At 56.2% G+C, this 25,546-nt stretch carries 23 protein-coding genes; 10 read left to right on the forward strand and 13 right to left on the reverse strand.

The window, feature by feature from the left end:
- Positions 1-142: 142 nt before the first annotated feature.
- The 7 genes from J3361_RS22060 to J3361_RS22090 all read right to left on the reverse strand — a co-directional run bounded on the left by J3361_RS22060 (position 143) and on the right by J3361_RS22090 (position 6,461).
- Positions 143-1,126, reverse strand: coding sequence for a Gfo/Idh/MocA family oxidoreductase (locus tag J3361_RS22060; protein ID WP_207966314.1), 984 nt, complete (start codon positions 1,124-1,126; stop codon positions 143-145).
- A gap of 21 nt (positions 1,127-1,147) precedes the next feature.
- Positions 1,148-2,140 carry an inositol 2-dehydrogenase gene (iolG, locus tag J3361_RS22065; RefSeq protein ID WP_046061941.1) on the reverse strand — a complete coding sequence of 331 codons (993 nt, stop codon included), beginning with the start codon at positions 2,138-2,140 and terminating at the stop codon, positions 1,148-1,150.
- A gap of 465 nt (positions 2,141-2,605) precedes the next feature.
- Positions 2,606-3,214, reverse strand: a complete 609-nt coding sequence (locus J3361_RS22070) for a TetR/AcrR family transcriptional regulator (protein ID WP_046061940.1) — start codon at positions 3,212-3,214, stop codon at positions 2,606-2,608.
- Complete coding sequence (locus tag J3361_RS22075; RefSeq protein WP_207966315.1) at positions 3,201-4,049, reverse strand: 3-hydroxyacyl-CoA dehydrogenase NAD-binding domain-containing protein; 849 nt, start codon at positions 4,047-4,049, stop codon at positions 3,201-3,203. The genes J3361_RS22070 and J3361_RS22075 overlap by 14 nt, the downstream gene beginning before the upstream one ends.
- Positions 4,050-4,086: 37 nt before the next feature.
- The gene (locus J3361_RS22080) at positions 4,087-4,623 is read right to left on the reverse strand and encodes a cupin domain-containing protein (protein ID WP_046061938.1); all 537 of its coding nucleotides are present in this window, start codon (positions 4,621-4,623) and stop codon (positions 4,087-4,089) included.
- Positions 4,624-4,691: 68 nt separating this feature from the next.
- Positions 4,692-5,807 carry an alcohol dehydrogenase catalytic domain-containing protein gene (locus tag J3361_RS22085; RefSeq protein ID WP_207966316.1) on the reverse strand — a complete coding sequence of 372 codons (1,116 nt, stop codon included), beginning with the start codon at positions 5,805-5,807 and terminating at the stop codon, positions 4,692-4,694.
- 72 nt (positions 5,808-5,879) lie between these two features.
- A complete protein-coding gene (locus J3361_RS22090) occupies positions 5,880-6,461 on the reverse strand; it encodes an amino acid synthesis family protein (protein WP_046061936.1) in 582 nt (193 codons plus the stop codon).
- A 124-nt stretch (positions 6,462-6,585) separates the two neighbouring features.
- Here J3361_RS22090 and J3361_RS22095 point away from each other — a divergent pair, with 124 nt between their 5' ends.
- The 3 genes from J3361_RS22095 (at position 6,586) to J3361_RS22105 (ending at position 9,777) form a co-directional block, all read left to right on the forward strand.
- Positions 6,586-7,437: a fumarylacetoacetate hydrolase family protein gene (locus tag J3361_RS22095; protein WP_046061935.1), complete on the forward strand. Its 852-nt coding sequence runs from the start codon at positions 6,586-6,588 to the stop codon at positions 7,435-7,437.
- A gap of 41 nt (positions 7,438-7,478) precedes the next feature.
- Entirely contained in the window at positions 7,479-8,039 is a 561-nt protein-coding gene (locus J3361_RS22100; protein ID WP_046061934.1) for a VOC family protein, read from the forward strand.
- 100 nt (positions 8,040-8,139) lie between these two features.
- The gene (locus J3361_RS22105) at positions 8,140-9,777 is read left to right on the forward strand and encodes a bifunctional 3-(3-hydroxy-phenyl)propionate/3-hydroxycinnamic acid hydroxylase (protein WP_046061933.1); all 1,638 of its coding nucleotides are present in this window, start codon (positions 8,140-8,142) and stop codon (positions 9,775-9,777) included.
- A 78-nt stretch (positions 9,778-9,855) separates the two neighbouring features.
- Here the strand turns inward: J3361_RS22105 and J3361_RS22110 are convergent, their stop codons facing one another.
- Positions 9,856-10,542 carry an FCD domain-containing protein gene (locus J3361_RS22110; RefSeq protein WP_207966317.1) on the reverse strand — a complete coding sequence of 229 codons (687 nt, stop codon included), beginning with the start codon at positions 10,540-10,542 and terminating at the stop codon, positions 9,856-9,858.
- A gap of 329 nt (positions 10,543-10,871) precedes the next feature.
- On the opposite strand from J3361_RS22110, the gene J3361_RS22115 reads away from it, so the two are divergent.
- The 6 genes from J3361_RS22115 to J3361_RS22140 all read left to right on the forward strand — a co-directional run bounded on the left by J3361_RS22115 (position 10,872) and on the right by J3361_RS22140 (position 18,861).
- Positions 10,872-12,524 (forward strand): DUF1302 domain-containing protein, encoded by a 1,653-nt coding sequence (locus J3361_RS22115; RefSeq protein WP_046061931.1) that lies wholly within the window; start codon positions 10,872-10,874, stop codon positions 12,522-12,524.
- Positions 12,525-12,548: 24 nt separating this feature from the next.
- The gene (locus J3361_RS22120; protein WP_207966318.1) at positions 12,549-13,901 is read left to right on the forward strand and encodes a DUF1329 domain-containing protein; all 1,353 of its coding nucleotides are present in this window, start codon (positions 12,549-12,551) and stop codon (positions 13,899-13,901) included.
- 246 nt (positions 13,902-14,147) lie between these two features.
- A complete protein-coding gene (locus J3361_RS22125) occupies positions 14,148-15,113 on the forward strand; it encodes a YCF48-related protein (protein ID WP_225936131.1) in 966 nt (321 codons plus the stop codon).
- Positions 15,106-17,508, forward strand: a complete 2,403-nt coding sequence (locus tag J3361_RS22130; RefSeq protein WP_046061928.1) for an MMPL family transporter — start codon at positions 15,106-15,108, stop codon at positions 17,506-17,508. Before J3361_RS22125 ends, J3361_RS22130 begins: the two co-directional genes overlap by 8 nt.
- Positions 17,509-18,096, forward strand: coding sequence for an NADPH-dependent FMN reductase (locus J3361_RS22135; RefSeq protein WP_046061927.1), 588 nt, complete (start codon positions 17,509-17,511; stop codon positions 18,094-18,096).
- Positions 18,097-18,861, forward strand: a complete 765-nt coding sequence (locus tag J3361_RS22140; RefSeq protein ID WP_207966319.1) for a TIM barrel protein — start codon at positions 18,097-18,099, stop codon at positions 18,859-18,861. It begins immediately after the preceding gene.
- A gap of 148 nt (positions 18,862-19,009) precedes the next feature.
- On the opposite strand, the gene J3361_RS22145 is transcribed toward J3361_RS22140, so the two are convergent.
- Genes J3361_RS22145 through glcD form a run of 4 tightly spaced genes read right to left on the reverse strand, consistent with a single transcriptional unit; the run spans position 19,010 to position 23,216 of the window.
- On the reverse strand, positions 19,010-19,411 hold the full coding sequence (locus J3361_RS22145) for a heme-binding protein (RefSeq protein WP_046061925.1): 402 nt from the start codon (positions 19,409-19,411) through the stop codon (positions 19,010-19,012).
- Positions 19,412-19,431: 20 nt separating this feature from the next.
- Positions 19,432-20,649 (reverse strand): glycolate oxidase subunit GlcF, encoded by a 1,218-nt coding sequence (glcF, locus tag J3361_RS22150; protein ID WP_207966320.1) that lies wholly within the window; start codon positions 20,647-20,649, stop codon positions 19,432-19,434.
- Between the two features lie 3 nt (positions 20,650-20,652).
- A complete protein-coding gene (gene glcE / locus J3361_RS22155; RefSeq protein WP_046061923.1) occupies positions 20,653-21,717 on the reverse strand; it encodes a glycolate oxidase subunit GlcE in 1,065 nt (354 codons plus the stop codon).
- Positions 21,717-23,216 (reverse strand): glycolate oxidase subunit GlcD, encoded by a 1,500-nt coding sequence (glcD, locus tag J3361_RS22160; RefSeq protein WP_207966321.1) that lies wholly within the window; start codon positions 23,214-23,216, stop codon positions 21,717-21,719. The genes glcE and glcD overlap by 1 nt, the downstream gene beginning before the upstream one ends.
- 232 nt (positions 23,217-23,448) lie before the next feature.
- Between glcD and glcC the strand changes: the two genes are divergently transcribed.
- Positions 23,449-24,216 (forward strand): transcriptional regulator GlcC, encoded by a 768-nt coding sequence (gene glcC / locus J3361_RS22165; RefSeq protein ID WP_207966322.1) that lies wholly within the window; start codon positions 23,449-23,451, stop codon positions 24,214-24,216.
- 266 nt (positions 24,217-24,482) lie between these two features.
- On the opposite strand, the gene J3361_RS22170 is transcribed toward glcC, so the two are convergent.
- Positions 24,483-25,546: glycerate kinase (locus tag J3361_RS22170; protein WP_207966323.1), on the reverse strand; the 1,064-nt coding region annotated here is incomplete at its 5' end.

The raw sequence follows: 25,546 nt of genomic DNA on the forward strand, positions 1-25,546 counted from the left end.
GTCATGTTCGTACATTTCGAAATGAACGGTCGGCGAGGGCGTTACCGTTTGTCTCGAAGTAGCAAGTGTTGCCTTGCCTACGAGGCGAACGAAAACGGAGCAAAAAAATGATGCACCATCTCTTTGGTAAAAATGAAGGCGGTTACGCGAAATGATCATCAACATTAATGTAAGCAATTTCTATCGATTGGCGTAAGGCTATCGAATCACGCGCTACATCCATAATCACCGCAGTATCCAGTGCATCATCCATTGTAGACAGTGGACTTCTCTTATTGGTGAGGCACTCGCCTAGGAAAAATTTCTGAATCTGATAGAAACTATCCCAATATGTTCCGTCATCCCAGAACGGTAGCCTTGCGTCGCCGAACTTGGTGGTGTCCCAAGGGACGACGGCGGACCCGTTTTTTCCAATGATCTTGAAGTACACGGACCAAGGGTCGCGACTGCGGTCATCAGCTGAAAAGCTTCCCCACAGATTCGCAATTGTCCCGTTAGGGTATTCAGCAACGATCATCAATTGATCATGGGCTTGTGGATCATCAAAGTGAACGTTGGAGCCGGTAGCAAAAATTCTTGCTGGACGTCCTAAGAAGTACAGCATGCAGTAGACGTGGTGTACCATCAATTCACTCATGGTCAGATCGGGCGATCCCATTTCTGCTGGGTGACGCTTATTATATATCGCCCAAAAGTTCAGGATTTCACCCAGGTGACCGGCATCGATATGAGCCCGCACCCGTTGCATCGTTTCGGCGTATACATAGTTATGTGAGGGCATGCAAACCTTGCCTGCTTCTCGCGCTAATTGCGCCAGTTCCTGAATTTGCTCTGGTCTTTCGCAAATAGGTTTCTCTATCAGAACATGCTTCTTTGCTAACAACGCTTGCTTCGCGAAAGCAAAATGGGATGCAGCGTTGGTACAAATTATGACGGCATCAATGGCCTCGTCTGCGAGCAATGTCTCCGGAGATGCATAAAGGCGTCCCCCAAATCGCTCTACGAACAGCTCCGCTCTTTTGGCAGTTCTACCCCAACCGCCCACATATGCGTCAGGATCAAGCTCTTTCAACGCTGTAAGGTGGAGCTCGGCTACATTCCCGAGTCCTATAATCCCAATTCTCATGGTTACTCCTACTTTGGTGAACTAGTAGTTAACATCGACCGGTTGACCGAGCGCCAAGGATTCAGTGGCAGCATCTGCGATCAGCTGAGCAATCAGCCCGTCCTCTGCATTCGGAGTGGGAGAAGTGCCTGTGGAGATGCACGAAATAAAATGTTCCATTTCGGCGAGATAAGCGGGGCCGAATCGCTCGAGGAAGAATGGCTTCGCAACAGGCAGGGTAAAACCAAGGCTTGTTGCACTCTCCACCTGATTTTCATGCACATTCTTCACTCGCAGCATGCCCTTGGCACCATGCACTTCAAGTCGCTGGTCATAACCGTAACTAGCGCGCCGCGAGTTAGAGATCTGGCAGATTTTGCCTGATTTGGTCATCAGCAGTGCAACTGCGGTGTCTACATCATGCAGCTCTTTGATACTTGGATCGATTAAAGCAGCACCGGTTGCGAAAACCCGGGTCGGATTTTCGTTTAGTAGAAATCTAGCTAAGTCAAAGTCATGAATCATCATGTCTCTGAAAATGCCACCGGAGTCTTTAAGGTAATCTCTCGGCGGAGGGGATGGATCTCGGGAAATGATTGACACCGATTCCAGTTCACCAATTTCGCCAGCAGCGAGACGTTTTTGAAGCGCCCCGAAGTGTGGATCGAAGCGCTGATTGAACGCGGTCATGAAAGGGACCCCGGCTGCAGCTACCTTCTCAATGCACTGCCGAACCCTATCAGAAGACATATCGATAGGCTTTTCACAAAAAATCGGTTTTCCTGCGTCCGCCACGGCGTGAATGAACTCGAAGTGTGTGGGCGAGGACGTCGCGATGACCACCGCGTCGATATCATTTGCGCTGATGAGATCCTGAATCGAACGTGCTTCGACATTGAATCGGTTGGCACATGCTTGAGCCGCTGCAGGAATTGCATCGGCTACTGCAATCAGTTTGGCAGATGGAATCTGCACAACGCTTGCAGCGTGCACATTTCCTATCCGGCCGCATCCTAAAACCCCTATTCTGAGCATGAGGTAATCTCTTATCATTGATTATTTTTGAGACTGACAGCTATCCAAGACTGGCAGCCAGAGCTCGTCCAGACAACCCCTTGCCGATCGTACTTTTAGATGGGCACTGAAAACTAAAATTTATCAGGCTGTATTTGGCGGTTTGCAGTGAGACGCCGAACGATAATAGGTAGACATTGGATCTGATTAAAAACCTGTGTAACGGGGACTTAACGTAGGTACAGCCGCGATTCGTCAGTGCGTTTCGTTATTCATATAGCTTGGAGCGTTAAAAAACAAAATTCAAATAACTGTTTGGTAGTTGCGAGTATGGTGCTTCCCTGCGGACCTTAGCAGCTGTTTTTCATTTGCGCACGAGCATTATCTTGAATTATGAAAATACGTCGTGTTGTACATAATTCAATCGGGGCGGACAAAAGCGTGTATGACTGAATAGTCTCGCTCGCTTGTTAAGCGATATTTAATTCAAGGAGCGGGAGCAGGGATTTTTTGGATGGCTGACTTTGAGCATTCGCGGAGTGCTCCTGTGACAAATTGCTCGACAAGAAGTGCGCATGCCTCGTCATTTAGATGACCATCATCCAGCCAGCCCGGTAGGTAATTGAGAAATTGTATAATGGCCTGCACAGCCACCGAGCTTGTGTCTTTGGCCAGAAAAGTTGCGTTGAATGCTGTAGTAATAAAGGCGCTTTCATATAATTTGCGCTTGTTGACGATCCGTTGCTGCTGAGCGTCATCTAGATAAACAAAGCCATGTAGCGCTAGTCGAAAGTGCTGCGGGCGCCGTCGGTGCAAGCGCAGATGTGCAACGATTAGACTCGACAGAGAACGAACTTTGTCAACTCCTTGACGCGCAGGTTTAACAAGCAGATAGAGCTCTTCATAAATTTCCTCGATTAGATCGAATAACAACGCTTGCTTGCTAGGGAAGTGGTTGTACAGTGAGCCCGGAGCAAGGCCCACATGGCGAGCCAATTCCCGCATGCTAACTTGGCCGAATCCCTTGTTAACGAAGAGCTCTAAAGCTTGAGCACGTATAGTTTCGTACCCCCTATAAGCTTCAGCTGTAAACATGAAAACCTCGTCCCGATTTTTTGCCTAAGAAGCCCGCAGCGACAAACTCCCTAAGTAAAGGTGCGGCACGGTATTTCGGGTCACCAAAACCAGTTTGCAAGCTTTCCAGAATGGCCAGCACGGTATCCAATCCAATCAGATCGGCCAATGCCAAAGGCCCGATCGGCTGATTGCACCCCAATCGCATGCTGGCATCGATTGCTTGAGCATCGCCATTTTCCTGAAGGACGAAGATGGCTTCGTTGATCATCGGAATGAGGATTCGATTAACTATGAATCCCGGGCGATTTTGAGTATGGATCGCGGTTTTTCCTAGCTGTTCGGCCAATGCCTGGGCGATGAAACAGGTCGTGTCGCTGGTTTGCAAACCACGGATTAGCTCCACCAACCCCATGACGGGCACCGGGTTGAAGAAATGAATACCCATGAAGCGTTCCGGGCGGTTGATGCTGGTTGCCAGTTCTGTGATCGACAGCGATGAGGTGTTGCTTGCGATCAGACAGTCCGGGCGAACGTGGGTGGCGATCTGTTGTAGGATTGAGCACTTGAGGGCAAAGTTTTCCGTGGCTGCCTCAATCACCATATCCCTATCGTTCAGATCGGTGTGATGAGTCGAGGTGCGGATGCGTTGTAGCGTGTCGGTGGCTTGCTGACAGGTGAGGGTCCCTTTGCCCACTTGCCGGTCCAAATTCTTCTGCATTGCGTGCAGGCCTCGCTCCAGTGCCTGTTCGCTGATATCGATGAGCAATAGGTCGTGGCCGGCTGCCGCGCACGTCTGGGCGATTCCGCTGCCCATCGTACCGGCGCCGATCACCGCAATCTGACGTAGGGTCATGTATATATCCTAGATTCAGCGTTTGGGAAAATGTTGGCTAGTCGCGTTTTGCACCGATCATCACAAACAGTGCTCGGGCGACTTGATCGCTTTTGTTACGCCATGCGTGGCGGGTTCCGCGCTGGATGACAACGTCGCCGGGCCGGATCAGTTTTTGTTCTCCATTGTCCAGCTCCAGCCAGAGTTCACCCTGGAGCAGAATGCCGTAGTCGATGGTCGGGGTCGTGTGCATGCCCGGATGGTCCGGTTCAAAGCATTCGAACAAGCCGGGCAGGGCACCGCCCAATTCCTCGATCATCTGTCCGACATCCGTCGGGTTCTGCATCACGGTGTCCGGCGGAAAATCATAGATTGCCAGGCTGGTTTCGCCCGGCCCGGGCACCAGGGAGGGGTGCCCCAGGGTGGGGTCCTGCTGTGCGACGGACGTTCCGGCCGTTGATCCGGTGGACCACAGGTGCGCCATGGCATGGCCGGGAATGGATTCAAAGGAGCACGCGCGTGGAGCAGCGTCATCGCTGATAAATACGGATTGGCCTGCGGCATCCAGGCCCGTGACGACTCTTCGGATTTTCATAGCATTCCCCTGGAAGTGTGGGCGGGCATTACAGTGCCCGCCGTTGTGGTGAACGGGTTTCGTTAATGTCAGGGGCAGATGACGTAATTGCTGAAGCCGCCATGTCGATTTTCGATACCGGTAATCGCGTCGTTCACTTTTTCCAGGCTGAAAGCGGTGTTTTCAAAGAATGAAAGATCCAGCGTGCCAGATTCCACCATGTCCGCCATGGCTTGTCCTTGCCCAGCGGTGAACCAGGCCGAACCGCTGATCTGGATGTCGTTGTCCATGATCCAGTGCAGATCGATCGGGACGTCACCGGCGATGGCACCGATGTTGACCAGATGCCCGCCGCGGTGGATGGACTTGAGGGCTTGGGTCAGGGTCTCGTGTGGCGCACCTGGACCCAGAGCATCGATCACCACATCAACGCCTTCACCATTGGTGATTTCACTGACCCACTCGTTGATCGGCAGCGTGCCCAAGGTGTGGATTTCAATCCGACCTGGCGCGGCGAGGTCTTTCACCCGCTGGAAGAGCTCCTGGTTGCGGGCCGTGCCGAGAATCTTACGCACGCCCATCGCCAGCGCCAGTGCCACTGCGCCCAAGCCGAGCGTGCCACTGATGCCATTGATCAGCAGGGTGGTGCCAGGCCCGACATTGGCCTTGAGCATTGCCTTGTAGGCGGTACCCAGGTAGCCCAGTCGCGCGGCCGTCTCGAAGCTGAGGTTATCGGGCAGTTTCACCAGACTGTATTGCGGCGCAGGGATGTACTCGCAAAGGCCACCGTAGGGATAGTCTTCGAACATGCGCGGGCTTTTTGGTGTGAAGCCGAAATAGCCATTGAAGGTGTACGCCGTGCAGGCGATGGTATTGCCCGCACGACAAGACCGGCAGGAACCGCAGTGGCGGCCTGGATTGACGTAGACCCGGTCACCAACCTTGAAGTCGTAGACCTGTTCGCCAACTGCCTCGATGACTCCCGTTGGGTCAAGGCCGAAGGTCGCCGGCAGTTTCGGCAGAGGATTTTGGGGGAACCATTTAACCCAGTTGGTCAGGATGTTATGGAGGTTGGGGACGATTCCGCAGGCCTTGATCTTGACGAGCACTTCAGTTGGACGAATGCCCGGTACGGGCAACTGCTCGATGACCATGGGTTTGCCGCCTTCATACAGGCGTGCGGCGCGCATCGTTTTTGCAGTCATGATGTTCTCCGATACTCATATTATTTTTGTCGTGGTACGTAATCCGTGGAGCGACACTTCAAAACCCTGGCATCAACGTAACCCGTCTTCGCCCTTCACTTCGGCAGCACTCAGGCCGCCCAGCCGCGCATGAATCCTGCCGCCGGTGGCCATGGCCAGGCCAAAAGCGATTTCGCCACGGCGAGGACCATCCCACACGGTCATTTCCGCCACACCAAAATGACTGCGGACATAAGCTGCCTGGATATGTCCCAGCGGAATCATCACCCGGCAACCAGGGCCACCGATAGTCTTGCCCGCTGGAACGATTGCCTTGGGGTTGCCCAATGCTTCACGCATCGCCCAACCCCCGGCTTCGTGCCAGACCGCACCGTGCTCCAGTTCGCCGTCTTCACCAACAATTGCGCCCTTGCCATAAGCCTGCACTTGCGAGGCACCGCCCAGCGCCTGGATCAATTGCTCCGACAGTTGTGCGCCTAATCCCCTGAGCTCCTGCATGAAGGGCAGCAGGTCTTCTTCATATCTGCCGGCGTAGGGATTGGCGACCACAGCGGTAGCGACCGCGATGCGTAATGGTGTTGATATACGGGGGCCTCCCTCGTGGAATATTTCTTCGATGTCCAGTTTGATCTTACGAACCATCACCAGCGACATGCTTGCCTCCAGAACCAGGAGCCTCATGGGGCTCATTATTTTTTTTCGCGACCTTTTGCATTATGCATTTAATGATGTATGGTGCAAGAAATTAGTTTTTGTGCACAAAAAATAGGAGAGGAACATGAAGCTGATTTCGTACCGCAAAGAAGGGAAGGCCCATTTTGGCGCCGTGTCAGGTGATGGGGTGGTCGAGCTGACCCGTCGTTTTGCGCAAGTTCCGGATCTTGCCTCGTTTCTGGCCAATCGATTGCTGGTACAGGAGGCACGCAAGATCGTCGAGACCGCCCAGGCCGATTATCCGTTTTCCAGTATTCAACTGGAGGCTGTCATACCTAATCCTGGCAAGGTGATCTGTGTGGGCATCAACTATGTGGCTCATGCCGAAGAGGCCGGCCGGAAGGTCGGGGAATTTCCAGTGATATTCCAGCGATTTGCCGAAACGCTATTGCCCCACGGCGAACCACTGGTCAGGCCCAAAGTTTCAGAGCAGTTCGACTTCGAAGCTGAGTTGGCCGTTGTCATTGGTAAAGGTGGCGCGCACATCGATCCGGCCGATGCAATGGACCATGTGGCGGGTTACACCTGCTTTAACGATGCCAGCGTGCGGGATTGGCAGTTCCATACGCACCAGTACGGCATGGGCAAGACATTCAGAAAAACTGGCGCACTGGGCCCCTGGATCATTCCAGCGTCGGAAATTTCCGATTACCGTACGCTGGTGGTACGGGGCATTCTTAACGGTGAGCAACTGCAGGAAGGCAGCCTCTCGGAGCTGGCTTTCGACATTCCACATTTGATCTCCTACGTGTCCAAGGCGCTGCCATGGAACCCTGGCGACATTCTGGCAACCGGTACGCCGAGCGGGATCGGCTTCAAGCGCAAACCGCCGATTTTCTTGAAGCCGGGTGATGTGTTCGAAGTGGTCATCACTGAAATCGGGACCCTATCGAACGGCGTCATTGACGAAGCCTGAGCGTTGTCCTCTACACAATCATAAGAAACTGGAGGTTCCACATGCCCGCCTTACCTACTATCAATTTCACCCATTCCGGCGTGTTCTGCTCAGACTTGGATCGGATGGTCGACTTCTATTGTCGCGTCCTGGGTTTCATCGTCAGCGACAAAGGCGTGGCCTCGACAGGGCATCGTCTTTTCTTCATGACGCAGAATCCAGAGCTGCATCATCAGGTCGTGCTGTTTGACGGGAAGCCTGTTGATCTGCCGTTCAACCCGATCAATCAACTGTCGTTCCTGCTCAATTCGTTGGATGACCTGAAGGCGTACTATCAATTCGCCAAAAAAAGCGGCATTGAGGGCATCGCCCAAGTGGACCACGGGAATGCCTGGTCGATTTATTTCAAGGACCCTGAAGGCAACCCCGTCGAGATGTATGTCGATACACCGTTCTATACCGCTCAGCCGTGCAAGGAACCTCTGGATCTCGAGCTACCGACCGAGGTCATTCTGGCCCAGACCGAGGCAATGTGCAGGCGCCGTCCAGAGTTCCAGACGCGCGCACAATGGATGGACTCCATTCGCACGAAGATTGAGGAGCAGCGGGTCCGAATCGTCTGATCGTTCCATCCGGTAAAGACGATATCTGGTTGATGAACAGACGTTGTGATTGGCATCAACCAGCACTCGCAATCGACAACTACAAGAAGCGGAGTAGACGATGGACTACGATGTCATCATTGTTGGAATGGGACCGGTGGGCGCCTTGTGCGCCAATCTGGCCGGTCTGTGGGGGCTCAATGCCCTGGTGGTGGAGAAGTCCGAAACGGTCTATGCCAACCCTCGGGCCATGGGCTTTGACCATGAAGTGATGCGAGTCTTCGGCAATATCGGCCTGGCTGGCAGCATTGCCGAACATGTCATGCCGTACCGTCCCTCGGAGTACCGTACGACCGGTTCTCAGTTGATCAAGCGCATTGACGCTGCCCAACCGCCTTTTCCGCTGGGCTGGGCGCCGAACTATGTGTTTTCCCAGCCGCCGGTGGAGCGTGCACTTCGCGAAAAAATTGCCCGTTTCAAATCGGTAACCGTTGAGCTGGGCTCTGAGGTGCTGTCGGTTGACTCCGCCGAGTCCCAGGCGAATGTGCGTATCCAGGCGAAGGACGGGACTGAGCGCACGGTCACGGCGGCCCATGTGCTGGCCTGCGATGGCGGCACCAGCCCGATCCGCACCCGCTTGGGGTTGAAGATGGACGACCTTGCGTTCGACGAGCCGTGGCTGGTGGTCGATGTGATCCTCAACGAAGGGGCGGGGGAGGACCTACCGAAGACCAACGTCCAGTTCTGCGAATTGGCCAGGCCTTGCACCTTTGTCGTCGGCCCCGGGCGACATCGTCGCTGGGAGTTCATGATCAATCCGGATGAGCAGCCGTCGGAAATCTCAAAACCTGAAATGATCAAGAAGCTGATTTCCCGCTGGTTGCCGGAGCAGGACTATCAGTTATGGCGGGCTTCGGCGTACCGATTCCATGCATTGATCTTGGAGCAGTGGAAAGCGGACCGGGTGTTCTTTCTCGGGGACGCGGCCCACATGACGCCGCCATTCCTGGCACAAGGCATGTGCCAGGGGATCCGCGATGCCTTGAACCTGGTCTGGAAAATCGCCCTGGTGAAAGAAGGGTTGGCGGCTCCGGAGTTCCTGGAAACCTATCAGATCGAGCGTATCCCTCATGTGCGCCAGACCACTTTGGCGGCCAAGGAGTTCGGCGGAGTGATCTGCGAGCGCGACAGCGAAAGAGCCGCGAACCGGGATGCACGGTTGATCGAACATATGAAGGAGAACCCGGGCGGGACCATCCGGCAATCGTTGATCCCCGGTCTGTCCCAGGGGTTTATCGCGCAAGTGTCGCCGGCCGGTGAGCTGTTTCCCCAGCCAATGGTGATCGACCATGTCGGCAAGCGGGCCCTGCTCGATGAGTTTACCGGCCAGGTGTTTCGTGTGGTCGTTGCCCCCGGCTTCGATGCCACTGCGTTGTTGAGATGTCTGCGCAGCAGCCAGTCGCTCAAAGGCTTGCCTATTCACGTCGTGCGGTTGGTCAACCCTGAACAATCAGGCGCTCGCGCTGCCGATGAGTATCAGGAAGTCGATGGGTTGTTGGCGCAATGGTTGGAACAGCGAGGGTGCAATGTGGTGATCGTGCGGCCTGATCACTACGTGTATGGCGGGGCAGTCACGGTGGCCTGGGCGATGGAGTTGCTCGAGGGCATGGAGCTTGCGCTGTGGTGCAAGCCGCCGCAGAAACCCACGTCGGCTCAAGGTGGTGTTTGCGATAAGACGATCAGGTTCGAACAGGCTTAAAGCCTGAAGGGCAACACGCCCTTCGCCTGGTGCTGTCCACGAAAACAGTGCCAGGCGAAGGGCTTTATTACGTACGGCTTATTGAAGTGTGGCTTGTCGGCGTTCTATGGCTTCGACGATCCGGCCCAGGGTTTCCTGGATGTGATTGCGCAGTAAGGTGACGGCTTTCTCAGTATCGCGAGCCAGCGCCGCTTCCATCAACTTCTGATGCTCGTTGCCCTTATGCCGCTGGGTGATCCGCTGCTGGGCGGAAAAGCGCCGGTAGCGTTCAGCTCGATCAAACAACGAGTCGATCATCTTCAGCAACAACGGTGATGGGCACGCCGCGAACAGGGCGAAGTGAAAGGCCTTGTGTCGGGTCGACCATTCATCATCGAGCACCAGCACACCGCTTCCGAGTTTTTTCTCCACCAGATTCAGGCGATGAAATGCCCCGAGCACATCGGCTTCCCAGGCGTCGTCGCCATGCTGAATGGCATCGGCCAACGCCTCGCATTCCAGCAGACAACGCATGCGCGTGATGTCGCGAAAATCGGTGACGGAAATGGGGGCAACCCTGAAGCCTTTGTTATCGCTGGCTTCGACCACGCCATCCTGGGTCAGACGATTGAGCGCTTCACGAATCGGCGAGCTGCTGAGTCCGTAGGTCTTGGACAACTCTGCGACCTTGAGCTTTTCGCCGGGGGGCAGCTCACAACAGACGATCGCTTTTTTCATCTTCGTCAACGCGACATCAATCAGCGGAACGCTGGGAGAGGGAATCATGGTCGGAGTCGTCCTGAAATTTGCACCAAACGCATTTTATGCGCAAAACAAAGTTTAGTGCAAAGACTGATTGAGCGCCTGCTGTCGATGGGGTTCTGCCGGGTCTTTCGGCCCTCTGTCGACTTTCCCTTCCTTTTCTCAACCCCCAAATGCGCGATGCTCGCCTGAATCCGCTTGACTTTGAATTTGCGCAAGGATAGGTTTTGTGCATAAAGTAGTTCTGAGTGCAGTAAATATATTTTTACGCATTATAGCGATGCCAGCGGTATTCGCGGCCAAGGCTGCGAGTGGATGATCTTTTACAAAAACAAGAAAACAGGAACATCTCCATGAAAACAGCCAACCAGCGGTTCTGCCCGTTGCCGGTCTCCAGCCTTGCCTGCGCAGTCAGCGCTACGGTACTGCTGGGTCTTTCAACCCAGGCGCAAGCCTTCCAGATCGACACCGATAATCCGGACCTTTCGGCGACCTGGGATAACACCATCAAATACAGCAACGCCTGGCGCGTGAACAAGCTCGACCACAAGGTTGCGGTAGGCCCTGGGACCTCCAACAGCAATCCCAACCTGGACGACGGCGATCGAAATTTCGATCGCGGGCTGATTTCCAATCGTCTGGACATCCTTTCCGAATTCGACATCAAGTACAAAGACGTCGGTGCACGCCTCAGCGCGGCGTCCTGGTACGACAACGTCTACAGCCAGGACAATGACAACGATTCACCGGGCACAGCCAACTCGGTGAGTGTCGACCACGATGAATTCACCAGCGACACCCGCCGTATCCATGGCCAACGGACTGAAATCCTCGACGCGTTTATCTATGGTTCGACGGAAATCGGCACGACCTCGTTGTCCGGGCGGCTCGGGCAGTTCACCCAGATTTACGGTGAAAGCCTGTTCTTCGGCGCCAACGGGATTGCCAACGCCCAGTCCACCGTGGACCTGGTGAAGCTTCAATCAGTCCCCGGTTCCCAATTCAAAGAAATCCTGATGCCCACCAAGCAGGTGTCTGGCAACTGGCAACTGAACGACACCGTGAGCGTAGGGGCTTACTACCAATTCGAATGGAACAAGACCCGTCTGCCCGCCGCAGGTAGCTACTTCAGCGGGGCGGACTTTGTGGGTGAAGGCGGGGAGCGGGTGTTCTTCCCCACGGGTGAGTTGCGTCATGGCAAAGACAAGGAGGCGAGGGACTCCGGGCAGTTCGGCGCACAATTGAAATTCGCGGTGGAGGACTGGGAGTTCGGGCTCTACGCCGCGAAGTATCACGAAAAAACACCGGTGTTCTACTTCCGCCCGGCCGCGCTGGTGCCGGGGGCCGACGACTCGTTTATCAACGTCTATCCCGAGGACGTGAAGGTCTTCGGTGCCAGCTTCAGTACGCTGGTGGGCGAGGCCAATATTGCCGGTGAAACATCGATCAGGCTCGATACGCCCCTGGCGGGTGTCGGCGGCACCATCATCACTGGCATGGACGCCGACAACGATTCCAACCCCGCGTATCCCATTGGTCGGTCGTGGCATGCCCAGGTATCGATGATCAATGTCTACGGCGGATCCGCGTTGTGGGACGGCGCTTCCCTGGTGGGTGAACTGGCGTTCAACCGACGGCTGAGCGTGACCAAGAACGCCGATCAACTGGACCCCAACACCACGCGCGATGCGTTCGCCATGCGCTTCACGTTTGAACCGCAATATTTCCAGGTTTTTCCTGGCATCGACGTCCAAGCGCCGATCACCCTTGGCTATAACCCGTCCGGGCGTTCTTCCGTCACGCCCCAGGCATTTGGCCCGGAACATGGCGGCGACCTGACCCTGGGTCTCAAGGCCGATTACAAGAAGCAGTGGTACGCCTCGCTGAGCTACACCAACTTCTTTGGTGAGGCCGGGCCCGTCATCAATTCAGCCAATTCGTTCACCTATCAGCAAAACATGAAAGACCGGGATTTCGTGGCGTTTTCGATCCAGCGAACCTTTTAAGCAAAGAACAGGCGGGCCCTGATAATGATAAAAATTAAACTGCTATTGCTGTCCACTCTGTCGATCTCACTGTCTGTCGGTACCGCGCTGGCAGCGGTCAGCCCTGACGAGGCGGCGAAGCTCAAGACCACGCTGACACCCATGGGGGCCGAAAAAGCCGGCAACGCCGATGGCTCCATTCCGGCCTGGACCGGCGGCTTGACCAAGGATGTCGCCGGGGCCAAGTTCGGCGACGTACCCGCCGATCCGTTCCCCGGCGAAAAACCGCTGTTGCAGATCAACGCCAAGAACGCTGCGCAGTACGCCGACAAGTTGAGTGAAGGAACCAAAGCCCTGTTGGCCAAATTCCCCGACACCTTCCACCTTGATGTCTACCCGACTCACCGCAGCGCTTCGGCGCCGGACAGCGTCTATCAAAACACCTTCGCCAATGCCACCAATTGCAAGACCACCAGCAATGGTTTGTCAGTAGAGGGGTGCTACGGCGGAATCCCGTTCCCGATTCCGAAAAACGGCAATGAGGTCATCTGGAATTTCCTGCTGCGGGTTGAAGCCGAATCCATACAGATGGGCTATTCCAACATCATCGGCAACGCCGACGGGACTCGGACGCTGGCCAGCCGGGGCGTGGAGAACTGGCAGTACCCGTACTACTACAAGGACGGTGCCGCAGATAAATGGTCCGGGCAGTATGCGCTGCTGCGGTTCTTGACCAGCGAGCCGCCGTTCAAGGCTGGGGAATCACTGGTGACCCATGACAGCATCAACGCTCAGCAGCCGCGAGAGGCCTGGCAGTATCTGGTCGGCCAACGCCGTGTGCGGCGGGCGCCTACCGTGGGTTATGACACCCCGGACTTCGTCGCTTCGGGCGCCAACTATTTCGATGAGGTGCACGGCTTCATCGGTCATCCGGATCGCTACGACTGGAAACTGGTGGGCAAGAAAGAACTGTACATCCCTTATAACGACAACAAGTTCCACGCCGAAAAACGCGAAGATGCCTTTACCGCCAACCACCTCAATGCCGACAAAGTGCGCTGGGAACTTCACCGTGTCTGGGAGCTGGAAGCCACGGTGGCGCCGGGCAAACGCCATGCCGTGCCCAAGCGCCGATTCTTCATCGACGAAGACAGCTGGACCATCTCGCTGGTGGATGGCTACGACGCCGAGGGCAAACTCTGGCGTGTCTCCCAGGTGCTGCCATTCGTGGTGCCAGCCATCCCAGCGGTGGTGGTCAAACCTGTAGTGATCTACAACCTGCAGGCCAAGACCTACAGCGTCGTCCAGGGTCTGAACGGGGAAACCTACAGCGTGATACCGCGCAAACCCGAGAACTTTTTCACCGGTACCGCGGTGGCATCCGGGTCGGTGCGCTGAGCCTCGCAGCAACTTTTCAAACTTGTGTTCCATGGACGCGGTGTCACTGGCGCGGCGTCCGCTGAACCGCATCATCGAGGCTCGCCAATGAGAATTCAAAATCCCAGGGTTTCATACCAACATCCGTTCAAGGCGTTGATGCTAAGTGTGTCAATCATAACGGCGCTCACCGGCGTAGCTGCGGCACAGCCTGGCGGACTGTCGGTGCAGCCATCAATCACAAGCGCCATGGCAGCTAAGTCGGTCATGCTGAGTGTCGCGAGGGCAGGTCAACGCCTTGTGGCGGTTGGCGAAAGAGGGTTCATTGTTGTATCTGAGGATAACGGTGGTAGCTGGAGGCAAGTCAGGTCCCCTGTCAGTATGACCCTTGTCAAAGTTCGCTTTCTCGACGACCTCGAAGGTTGGGCAGTCGGACACGCTGGGGTGGTCCTGCACAGCCGGGATGGCGGACTAAACTGGGACAAGCAGTTGGACGGCGTTCTGGCCGCTGATATCGAATTGCAAGAAGCCAAGCAAGTCGCTGAAGCTGCTCGAGACGCAGAAAAAGCGCAAGAGCGTTTAGCTCAAGCACAGCAACTCGTGGACGATGGCCCCGACAAACCTTTTCTCGATCTACTCTTCGTGGACGCCAGAAACGGGATAGTCGTTGGTGCTTATGGCTTGGCTTTTGTTACTCACGACGGTGGGCTCACCTGGCAATCGATGCGCTCCCGTATTGATAACCCAAGCGGATTGCATCTCTACAGCATCGAACGGGTGGGAACGGATCTGTTCATTGCTGGCGAGCAGGGTACGCTGTTGCGTTCCAGTGACGAGGGCAAGACCTTCGAGTCACTGGCGTCACCTTATGAAGGCACGACTTTCGGACTTCAATCTACCAACGCCGGATCAATTCTAGCGTTTGGGCTGCGCGGTAAAGCTTTCGAGTCCAAGGACCGCGGTGATACCTGGCAGCGTCTCGACACCTTGCAGCCGGTCACGTTGACTAGTGGTCTGCGTCTTGAGGATGGCTCCGTGCTCCTTGCTGATGAGTCGGGGAGAGTGCTGCGCTTTCAGCAGGGCAGTACCAAAGCCTCTGTCCTGAAGATCACTCAACCGAGTTATTTCACAGGTATGGCGCAGGCCGCAAACGGCAGCCTGATCATCAGCAGCGCACGGGGCATGCTGTCGTCCGCAGATGCAGTGGAATCGCCGGAGCAGATCAATGAATAGCTATACACGCTCTGCAGAGCACGAAACCACCCCTAAGCCGGATGTATTCGACCCATCCTCCGGCACTCTGGTTGAACGGCTTTTGTTCAATCATCGCAGTGTCATCCTAGGCATTTGCGTGTTACTCAGCCTGGTACTGGGCTACCAGGCACTGAGTTTGAAGCTCAATGCTGCCTTCGAAAAAATGATCCCAACGGATCACCCTTATGTGCAGAACTATCTGAAGAATCGAGGCCAACTGGGCGAGGGGGGCAACACTCTACGTATCGCGATCGAGGCAAAGCAGGGCAGCATCTTCGATGCCTCGTACCTTGAGACGGTCAAGAAAATCAATGACGAGGTATTTCTGTTACCTGGCGTAGATCGCTCATACATGAAGTCGCTGTGGACGCCCGCGACCCGTTGGATCGGCGTGACGGAGGAGGGCTTCGACGGCGGTCCGGTAATACCTGACAATTACGATGGGTCAGCCGATAGCCTGGAGCAGATTCGACAGAACGTCGAACGCTCGGGAGAGGTTGGCCGCCTGGTCGCTGCCAACTTCAAGTCCAGCATCGTGCTATTGCCCCTTCAGGAAACTGCATCCGACGACGGTCAGCCGCTCGATTACAACACCCTTTCAAGTCAGCTTGAACAGATCCGGGCAAAGTACGAAACCGAAAACATCAAGATCCACATCACCGGCTTCGCCAAGGTGGTGGGTGACCTGATCGACGGCATGCGTCAGATGCAGATGTTCTTTGCCGCCACTTTGATCATCTGCGGCATCGTGTTGTATTGGTACACCCGCTGCGTGCGCAGCACCTTGTTGGTGCTGCTGTGCTCGATCATCGCTGTGGTTTGGTTGCTCGGCTTGCTGCCTACTCTGGGGTTTGATCTTGACCCGTACTCAATCCTCGTTCCGTTTCTGGTATTTGCCATAGGCTTGAGCCATGGCGCGCAGAAGATGAACGGGATCATGCAGGACATCGGACGTGGCGCCGACAAACTGGTGGCAGCACGCTTCACCTTTCGCCGTCTGTTTTTGACCGGGTTGATGGCGCTGGTGGCGGATGCCGTGGGTTTCGCGGTTCTGATGATCATCAAGATTCCGGTAATTCAGGACCTGGCCGTTGCCGCGACGATCGGCGTGCTGACGTTGATTTTCACCAACCTGATTCTGTTGCCGATCCTGTTGTCGTACACCGGTGTCAGCAAGGCGGCAGCGTTGCGTGAAGCGGCTAACGACAAGTTCTCGCAGCTAGACGCTCACCACGCCCGACATCCATTTTGGGCGTTTCTGGATCTATTCACCGAGCGCAAATGGGCGAGCGGTGCAATCATTATCGCCGTGATGCTGGGGGCCGCCGGGTTTGCCGTCAGCCTGCACGTGAAGATCGGTGACCTGAATCCTGGAGCACCGGAGCTGCGTCCCGAATCGCGCTACAACACCGACAATCGCTTTATGGTCAGTAACTTTTCCGCCAGCAGCGATAAGTACGTCGTGATGGTAAAAACCCCCCAATACTATTGCGCCAATTACCAAACATTGGTGTCGGTCGACGCGCTGGAAGCGCAGCTTCAGCAGTTGCCTGGGGTGGTATCGACGACTTCTTTAGCCGCGCTGAGTAAGCAGGCTGCAGCGGGTATGAATGAAGGCAGCATGACCTGGTATGAGATACCGCGTAATCAAGGGCTATTGAACGCGATCATCACACGTGCACCACGTGAACTTTTTAACCAGAATTGCGATTTGCTCACGGTTTATGTCTACCTTACGGACCATAAGGCGGACACGCTCACCAGTGTGGTGCAGACCGTCGAGCAGTTCGCGGCGACTCATAACACTGATCAGATTCAGTTCTTGAATGCGGCAGGAAATGCCGGGATCGAAGCAGCCACGAACATCGTCGTGAAGCGTTCGAATGTACAGATGCTCTTCATGGTCTATGCAGCCGTTATCGCTCTGTGTTTTATCACTTTCAGATCCTGGCGAGCTGTCGTATGCACAGTGTTGCCGCTGATGCTGACATCTATTTTGTGCGAAGCCTTGATGGTGGGGCTCAACATCGGCGTGAAGGTCGCGACGCTGCCCGTGATTGCGCTGGGGGTTGGCATCGGGGTGGATTATGCGCTGTACATCCTTAGCGTGACCCTGACCAACCTGCGTAATGGTTCAAGCCTGTCCGATGCTTACTATCTGGCCCTGCTCTCGACAGGGAAAGTGGTGGTGATGACGGGGATTACCTTGGGTATTGCCGTACTGACCTGGGTGTTGTCTCCCATTAAGTTCCAAGCAGATATGGGCATCCTGCTCGGCTTCATGTTCATCTGGAACATGGTGGGTGCATTGATACTGGTGCCGGCGCTCGCTCATTTCCTCCTCAAGCCAAAACCGCAGATTGTGAGTATTTGAATGACCGCGACGATAAATATCCTCGGCCTGTCAGGCAGCCTGCGTCAGCAGTCGGCCCATACGGCGATCCTCAACACAGTAGCGGAACGATTGACCGGGCAGGTTCGATTGACGCTCCATGGATTGGAAAGCATCCCTCCGTACAACGAAGATTACGACGGCGTCCATGCTCCGCAGGCGGTTAGCGACCTGCGTGCAGCCGTGGCGGCCGCCGATGGGGTATTGATCGGCTCGCCGGAATACAACCACGGTATGTCGGGTGTTTTGAAGAATGCGCTGGACTGGTTGTCCCGGCCCCATGGCAAGTCTGTCCTGACTGGACTCCCAGTGTTGGGTTTTACGGCATCGCCTGCGTTTACTGGAGGAGTTCGAGCCCATCAACAACTCAACGAAACCCTCTGGGCGGTCAGGGCTGCCTTGGTGGTTTATCCCCAGATCGTCATTGGCGACGTACACAGTAAAATAGAACATGGACGGTTGGCGGATGGAGCCGCCCGGACTTTTTTGCTGGATGGTATCGGAGCGTTGATTGAGCAGATCGACCAAGCGACAAAAGAAAAAATCGACGGGGATAATCCGAGGCGCTAAATGATCAAATTTGCTGCAAATTTATCGTTGCTCTTCACTGAATTCCCCTTCGAAGATCGGTTTAATGCGGCGCGCGACGCTGGTTTTGAGGCCGTTGAGTTCAGTTTTCCGCAAGGCATCTCAGCCGTCACCGTCGCAAAATACTTACATCGCAACGGTCTCCAGCAGGTTTTGGCAACCGTTCCCTTGCGACCCGACAGCAAGGGCTTAGCTGCGTTAGCCGGCCAAACACGCGAGTTTAAGAATGATTTTCTTCGGGGGTTGGACTATGCCATAGCGGGTAATAGTCAGCTCCTGCACGTATTAAGCGGAATTGTCGATAACGCGAGCTATGAGACATCATGCCGTAAATTTGAAGAAAATATGAGTTGGGCAATTGAAGAAGCGGGTCGCTATAAAATCAAACTGGTTATCGAAGCCATCAATCAAGTTTCGGTGGCTGATTATTTTATCCGCTCGTTGCCTGACGCCATTCGATGGACGGAACGATTGGATGGGCTTGGACTAATTTTGGACATTTATCACGCGTCTATGGAGCAACTTGACCCAATGGATTGCACCGCGCGCTATCTTGGCCAGGCTGATCATTTTCAAATTGCTGGATTTCCCGGACGGCATGAACCTAATGTGGGGAGCCTCAACGCGCGAGCAATTTTAGATTTTCTCAGCGCTCATTCATATCAGGGCTGGGTTGGATGTGAGTATAAGCCTATTGGAGTAACGGCTGACGGTATGGGATGGCTTGATTGCTATCGAGGTGATTAGGTGCAATATATCGCTTAACTAGAAATATTATTTCGACGTTTGGCAAAGGGACTTAGGGTGACCAGTGGAGGGCGACTGGATAGTTCAGTCACCCTCTGAAAGGTGAGGCACCCAATGTCGGTCTAGCTTTAATACCTTCCCGCTCAATTCACTTCAGACATTGCGCACCGGCCCTGGCCACTTGCGCATCCTGCTCAGCCTTGACCCCCGACACACCGACCGCACCGATCACCTGGTCGTCGACGATGACCGGCACGCCGCCCTCAAGGGAGGTCAGCAAGGGGGCTGACAAAAAGGCGTGGCGCCCGCCATTGACCATCTCCTCGTAGCCTTTGGACTCACGCCGACCCAGGGCCGAAGTGCGTGCCTTTTCGGTGGCGATGTAGGCGCCAATTGGTGCGCAACCGTCGAGGCGTTCGAGGGCCAATGGATGGCCTCCGTCATCGACAATCACGATGGTGACGGCCCATTGATTGTGTTGGGCTTCGGTACGTGCGGCCGCGAGAATTTTGCTGACTTCGGTCTGGCTCAGTACGGCTTTGCTTTTCATGGGAATTCTCCAGTGCTCGTTTAAGGCAACGCGGCTTCGATCAGTTCGATCCAGTGCCTGACAGGGGTTCGACCTGCACCGTTGAGGTGGGTCTGGCAGCCGATATTGGCGGTGACAATGACGTCGGGGGGATCGCTTTCCAGCGCATTGAGTTTGTTATCGCGCAATTGTCTGGACAGTTCGGGTTGGGTCAGCGAATAAGTGCCCGCCGAGCCGCAGCACAGGTGGCTATCGGGAACAGAGGTCAGGTTGAATCCCAGGTTTGTCAGAATGGCTTCGACTGCACCCCCGAGTTTTTGCGCGTGCTGCAAAGTGCAGGGGCAGTGGAACGCCAGGCGTTGGTCGCTGTGTACACCGAGCTTATCCAACGGCTCGCCGCGCAATACTTCCACCAGATCCTTGGCGAGGGCACTGACCCTTTTTGCCTTGTCGGCATACACCGGGTCGGTGCGGAGCAGGTGGCCATACTCCTTGATGAAGGCACCGCAGCCGCTGGCGGTTTGCACGATGGCCTCGGCACCGCTTTCAATGCTTGGCCACCACGCATCGATGTTGCGGCGGGCCCGCTCAAGGCCGGCGGCCTGAGCGTCCAAGTGATAGTCCACCGCGCCGCAACATCCGGCCTCGCGGTTTGTGGTGACGCTGATCCCCAGTCGATCCAGCACGCGTGCGGCGGCCGCGTTGGTATTGGGCGACAGACTCGGTTGCACGCAGCCCTCGAGCATGAGCATTTGTCGGGTATGACGAGTGGTCGGTCGTGGCTTTGCCGGATACACGGTGCGAGGCAATTTGACTTGCAGCGAGTTTGGCAACAATGCGCGGAAAACCTGGGCACTGTTAACCAGCCCTTTGAATAGCGCCGGATTGGGCAGCACGCCGCGCAAACCCTCGCGCATCAGTCGTTGACCGAGAGGGCGCGCCACTGCCGCATCGACCACCGCCCGGCCTATGTCCAGCAAGTTGTGATAGTCGACACCAGAAGGGCAAGTGGATTCGCAGTTGCGGCAAGATAGGCAGCGATCCAGGTGTTCCTGTGTCTTGCGGGTCACCTCGTTGCCTTCAAGCACCTGCTTGATCAGGTAGATGCGCCCCCTGGGGCCATCCAGTTCATCACCCAGCAGTTGATAGGTCGGGCAGGTGGCATTGCAGAAACCGCAGTGCACGCAACTGCGCAGAATGCTTTCGGCTTCTTTGGCGCGAGGCAGTTGGCGGGCGTCTTCGCTCAGGGTTGTCTGCATGATTCAAAGCTCCGCGTACAAGCGACCGGGGTTGAAGATTCCCCGTGGATCGAGTTGTTGTTTCAAGTTCCGGTGGTAGCGCATCAGTGCGTCAGGCAGCGGTTGGAATGGGCTGTCGATCAGACCATGGCTGTAGCAGGTCGCGTGCCCTCCGACTTGTTCGACGAGGGAGCGAATGAAGGTCGCTTCGGCGCCAGACTTGAGCCAACGCTGGGCGCCGCCCCAATCGATCAATTGAGCACCCGGCAGGGACAGCCGGGGCGTGTTATGCGGCAAGGACAGGCGCCAAAGGGGCTGATCCTCATCGAAGAAACTCAACCGATGTTCGTTCAGATCTTGCCAATACGAAGAGTCCAGCCACTCGCCACCTAAACGATCATGGGCCGCCGCCACCGAACCTTCGCCTCCTTCCAGGCGCAGGTGCAGACGCTCCCCGTCGTGGCAGGCCGCGCTGATCGGCAGCGGCTGCTGGCCCCATTCCGCGAGGCGAAGCAAGGCGCGCTCGCTGTCCATTTCAAGGCTGATGCTTAAGCACTGACGTGGTTTCGGAAGGACTTTGAGTGAAACCTCGGTGATCACGCCAAGTGCGCCGAAACTGCCGGCCATCAACCGTGAAAGGTCATAGCCCGCTACGTTCTTCATCACCTCGCCACCGAAGCGCAAATGTTTGCCGTGCCCGGTGATGACCCGTGTGCCGAGGACAAAGTCGCGTACCGACCCCGACCAAGGCCGCCGCGGCCCCGATAACCCGCAAGCGATCATCCCGCCGACCGTGGCATCTTTGCTGAAGGAGGGTGCTTCGCAGGGCAGCATTTGTTGTGCATTGTCCAATACGTTCATTAGCTCTGACAGCGGCGTACCGCAGCGGGCGGTGATCACCAACTCAGTCGGGTCATAGCTGACGATGCCACGGTGGGAGCGCGTGTCGAGCACTTCACCCGCCGCGATACGTCCAAGAAACACCTTGCTGTTGGAACCCTGGATGCGCAGCGCAGTGGCATTCTGCAACGCTTGATTGACCTGCTCCAGCAGCGCGCCACTGTCATCGATATCGTGTTCGCTGCGCATCAAAAACGCTCCAGATCGGGGAAGGGCATCTGACCCATGTGAACGTGCATGGCGCCAAACTCGGCGCAGCGGTGCAGGGTGGGAATGTTCTTGCCGGGGTTGAGCAAACCGCTCGGATCAAACGCTGCTTTGACGGCATGGAACATGGTCAACTCATCGCTGTTGAACTGTGCGCACATCTGATTGATCTTCTCCCGGCCGATACCATGTTCGCCAGTAATGCTGCCGCCGACTTTCACGCACAATTCGAGGATCTTGCCGCCCAGTGCTTCGGCGCGATCGAGTTCCCCCGGTTGATTGGCATCGAACAGAATCAGCGGATGCATATTGCCGTCACCTGCATGGAAAACGTTGGCCACTCGCAGGCCGTATTCGGTCGACAACGCCGCAATTGCGCGCAGTACGCCAGGTAATTCTCGGCGCGGGATCGTCCCATCCATGCAGTAATAATCCGGAGAGAGGCGGCCCACCGCCGGAAACGCATTCTTGCGCCCGGCCCAAAAACGTATGCGTTCCGCTTCATCCCGAGCCTGGCGCACTTCGGTGGCGCCGGCTTGTTCCAGCACCTGGCGCACGCGATTGCTGTCATCATGAACGTCGGCTTCTACACCATCGAGTTCACACAACAAAATGGCTTCTGCGTCCACTGGGTAGCCGGCGTGGATGAAGTCTTCGGCGGCGCGAATGGCCAAGTTGTCCATCATCTCCAGGCCGCCCGGGATGATGCCTGCGGCAATGATGTCACCGACCGCCCGACCGGCCTTTTCGACAGAGTCGAAAGCCGCCAGCAGCACTCTGGCGGTTTGCGGTTTGGGCAGTAGTTTGACCGTGACCTCAGTGATCACTCCGAGCATGCCTTCGGAACCGGTGAACAGTGCGAGCAAGTCAAAGCCCGGTGAGTCGAGCGCGTCGGATCCCAGGCTCAAGGGTTCACCGTCAACGGTGAGGATGTCGACCTTGAGCAGGTTGTGGACGGTCAGGCCGTACTTCAGGCAATGCACGCCACCGGCGTTTTCTGCCACGTTACCGCCGATGGAGCAGGCGATCTGGGACGAAGGGTCTGGCGCGTAGTACAAGCCAAACGGCGCGGCAGCCTGGGAAATCGCCAGGTTACGCACGCCCGGTTGAACCCGTGCGGTACGGGCGGCGGGGTCGATGTGCAGGATGTTGTTGAAGCGCGCCATCACCAGCAGCACGCCTTTTTCCAACGGCAGCGCACCGCCGGACAAACCAGTACCTGCACCGCGGGCGACGACGGGTACCTTGCGTTCATGGCAGAGACGAAGCACGCCCTGGACCTCGTCTAGGTGACGTGGCAGCACCACCAGCATGGGCGTGGTGCGATAGGCGGAGAGCCCGTCGCATTCGTACGGTTTAAGCTCTTCGCGCTGATGCAGGATTTCAAGGTTTGGAAGCTGAGCTTGCAGGGCCTGTAGCAACGCACTTTTGTCAACGTCAGGCAGGACGCCGTCGACGCGTTCATCGTAGAGAATGTTCATAGACGGTGGGCGAGACTCGGTTGTTTTTATTAGAAGTCTGTTCTGATACTGCTGACTTGCATCATTGGTGTGAGACGCTTTACTGTCTACGTGTTGTAGGTCTGGTCGAACCAGTTTTTTAATCTTGCTTCCTTCTTTTTTTTGGAAAAAGACTTTAAAAACATCGGCTTATTATCCTGTCAAGGCAAGCGCAAGATTTGCGCTGAAGCTGGTCATACCAGTTGGATAATCAATGAATAGCGTAGAATCGAGCCGTAATTTGCAAGTCGCCGATGTGGTGTGTGAGCGCATCGAGCGCCTGATCGTAGACGGCGTGCTCAAGACCGGGCAACTGTTGCCTTCGGAGCGTCGACTGACGGAAAAACTCGGCGTTTCCCGTACCGCCCTTCGAGAGGGGCTGAAGTTGTTGCGCGCTCGCGGGATTATCAAGACCGAGCAAGGCAAGGGATCATTCGTGGCGGACCTGTCGGGGCATGGATTGGCGTCACCGCTGATGTACTTGTTCAGCTCGCAGCCACGTACGCTCTATGATCTATTCGAGGTACGTAGCCTGCTCGAGGGCGAGTCAGCGCGTTTGGCGGCCTTGCGCGGAACCGAGGCTGATTTCGTCCTCATCACCCGTAGCTACGATGCGTTGCGCGATGTCCACAGTCGTTCGCTGGAGGCGAGTGAACATGCCCAGCTCGATCATGCATTTCACCTGGCAATTTGCGAGGCTTCGCATAATCCGGTGCTGGTGCAAACCTTGCGTTCGCTGACAGATTTGCTGCTCAACTCGGTGTTTACCTCGGTCAACAACCTCTACCACCGCGAACCGCAAAAGCGTCAGATCGACCGTCAACATGCGCGGCTCTACAACGCCGTCACCGGCCGCTTGCCTGAACAGGCGCGAAAGGCGGCTATCGCTCACATTCAGAGCATCTGCGAGAACCTCAGGGAAATCGAAAGCGAGGAACAACGCTTGGTTCGGGCGACGTTGCGACTTGAGGGGTGGGCATGATGCATCTTCGCTTTAGCCAAGGTGGAACACGAAGCGTGGCCTAGTATGGAAGTGCCTCAGCATTACAGACAGATTCGAGCTCGTATTGTGGTTGGCCTCCCACGTCGCCAGGCAAGGCGTCTCACAAATTCCGTGCCTGTAGATACGTTGCATTACTCAGCGAATTAACACTGAGTACGATCTTTTGTTTTGGTGAACAACTTCTGTTAACGGCCCGTCCATAAACGCGCAGATGTCATAGATGAGCGCGGCGCGAGGAACTGATTTTATCGAGCATCATTTTTTGGATCCTCAAGAATCAGGATGGCGCGAAAGTCGTTGACGTTGGTACGGGTCGGTTCGGTGACGATCAGCGCGTCGAGGGCGGCGAAGTAGCCGTAGCCATTGTTGTTGTCCAACTCGTCGCTGGCACACAGGCCCAGCTCGGCGGCGCGGCGATAGCTGTCCGGGGTCATGAGGGCGCCGGCGTTGTCTTCGGATCCGTCGATGCCGTCCGTGTCGCCGGCCAGGGCGTAGATGCCGGGATGGCCCTTGAGGTTGTCGGTCAGGCTCAGCAGGAATTCGGCATTGCGCCCGCCACGGCCATCGCCGCGCACGGTGACGGTGGTTTCACCGCCGGAGAGAATCACGCACGGTGCTGCCAGCGGCTGGCCGTGCAGGGCGATTTGCCGGGCGATGCCGGCGTGGACTTTGGCCACCTCCCGGGATTCGCCTTCCAGGTCGCCGAGGATCAGTGGGCTGAAACCGGCCTGCCGGGCCTTCACCGCCGCGGCTTCCAATGACTGCTGGGGGCGGGCGATCAACTGGAAGTGGCTGCGGGCGAGGCTCGGGTCACCGGGCTTGACGGTTTCCGACGCCGGGCTGTGCAGCCAGGTGCGCACCGAGGCCGGCACCTCGATGTGGTAGCGCTGGAGAATCGCCAGGGCTTCGGCCGACGTGCTGGGGTCGGCCACGGTGGGGCCGGAAGCGATGACCGTGGCGAGATCGCCGGGTACATCGGAAATCGCGTAGGTGTACACCGTCGCCGGCCAGCAGGCCTTGCCCAGGCGCCCGCCCTTGATCGCCGAGAGGTGCTTGCGCACGCAATTCATCTCGCCGATGGTCGCGCCGGATTTGAGCAAGGCTTTGTTGATCGATTGCTTGTCGGCCAGGGTGATGCCTTCGGCTGGCAACGCGAGCAGGGCCGAACCGCCGCCGGACAACAGGAAGATCACCCGGTCGTCTTCGCTGAGATTGCTCACCAGCTCCAGCACCCGTTGGGCCACGGCCAGGCCAGCGGCGTCAGGCACCGGGTGGGCGGCTTCCACCACTTCGATTTTCTGACAAGGCG

Source organism: Pseudomonas sp. OA65 (genome assembly GCF_017498305.1).
In the GTDB taxonomy this organism is placed as follows: Bacteria; Pseudomonadota; Gammaproteobacteria; order Pseudomonadales; family Pseudomonadaceae; genus Aquipseudomonas; species Aquipseudomonas zanjanensis.

Coding starts and splice junctions, on each gene's coding strand:
- J3361_RS22060 (WP_207966314.1), bottom strand. CDS start 1,126: ATGAGAATTGGGATTATAGGACTCGGGAATGTAGCCGAGCTCCACCTT.
- iolG (WP_046061941.1), bottom strand. CDS start 2,140: ATGCTCAGAATAGGGGTTTTAGGATGCGGCCGGATAGGAAATGTGCAC.
- J3361_RS22070 (WP_046061940.1), bottom strand. CDS start 3,214: ATGTTTACAGCTGAAGCTTATAGGGGGTACGAAACTATACGTGCTCAA.
- J3361_RS22075 (WP_207966315.1), bottom strand. CDS start 4,049: ATGACCCTACGTCAGATTGCGGTGATCGGCGCCGGTACGATGGGCAGC.
- J3361_RS22080 (WP_046061938.1), bottom strand. CDS start 4,623: ATGAAAATCCGAAGAGTCGTCACGGGCCTGGATGCCGCAGGCCAATCC.
- J3361_RS22085 (WP_207966316.1), bottom strand. CDS start 5,807: ATGACTGCAAAAACGATGCGCGCCGCACGCCTGTATGAAGGCGGCAAA.
- J3361_RS22090 (WP_046061936.1), bottom strand. CDS start 6,461: ATGTCGCTGGTGATGGTTCGTAAGATCAAACTGGACATCGAAGAAATA.
- J3361_RS22095 (WP_046061935.1), top strand. CDS start 6,586: ATGAAGCTGATTTCGTACCGCAAAGAAGGGAAGGCCCATTTTGGCGCC.
- J3361_RS22100 (WP_046061934.1), top strand. CDS start 7,479: ATGCCCGCCTTACCTACTATCAATTTCACCCATTCCGGCGTGTTCTGC.
- J3361_RS22105 (WP_046061933.1), top strand. CDS start 8,140: ATGGACTACGATGTCATCATTGTTGGAATGGGACCGGTGGGCGCCTTG.
- J3361_RS22110 (WP_207966317.1), bottom strand. CDS start 10,542: ATGATTCCCTCTCCCAGCGTTCCGCTGATTGATGTCGCGTTGACGAAG.
- J3361_RS22115 (WP_046061931.1), top strand. CDS start 10,872: ATGAAAACAGCCAACCAGCGGTTCTGCCCGTTGCCGGTCTCCAGCCTT.
- J3361_RS22120 (WP_207966318.1), top strand. CDS start 12,549: ATGATAAAAATTAAACTGCTATTGCTGTCCACTCTGTCGATCTCACTG.
- J3361_RS22125 (WP_225936131.1), top strand. CDS start 14,148: ATGCTGAGTGTCGCGAGGGCAGGTCAACGCCTTGTGGCGGTTGGCGAA.
- J3361_RS22130 (WP_046061928.1), top strand. CDS start 15,106: ATGAATAGCTATACACGCTCTGCAGAGCACGAAACCACCCCTAAGCCG.
- J3361_RS22135 (WP_046061927.1), top strand. CDS start 17,509: ATGACCGCGACGATAAATATCCTCGGCCTGTCAGGCAGCCTGCGTCAG.
- J3361_RS22140 (WP_207966319.1), top strand. CDS start 18,097: ATGATCAAATTTGCTGCAAATTTATCGTTGCTCTTCACTGAATTCCCC.
- J3361_RS22145 (WP_046061925.1), bottom strand. CDS start 19,411: ATGAAAAGCAAAGCCGTACTGAGCCAGACCGAAGTCAGCAAAATTCTC.
- glcF (WP_207966320.1), bottom strand. CDS start 20,649: ATGCAGACAACCCTGAGCGAAGACGCCCGCCAACTGCCTCGCGCCAAA.
- glcE (WP_046061923.1), bottom strand. CDS start 21,717: ATGCGCAGCGAACACGATATCGATGACAGTGGCGCGCTGCTGGAGCAG.
- glcD (WP_207966321.1), bottom strand. CDS start 23,216: ATGAACATTCTCTACGATGAACGCGTCGACGGCGTCCTGCCTGACGTT.
- glcC (WP_207966322.1), top strand. CDS start 23,449: ATGAATAGCGTAGAATCGAGCCGTAATTTGCAAGTCGCCGATGTGGTG.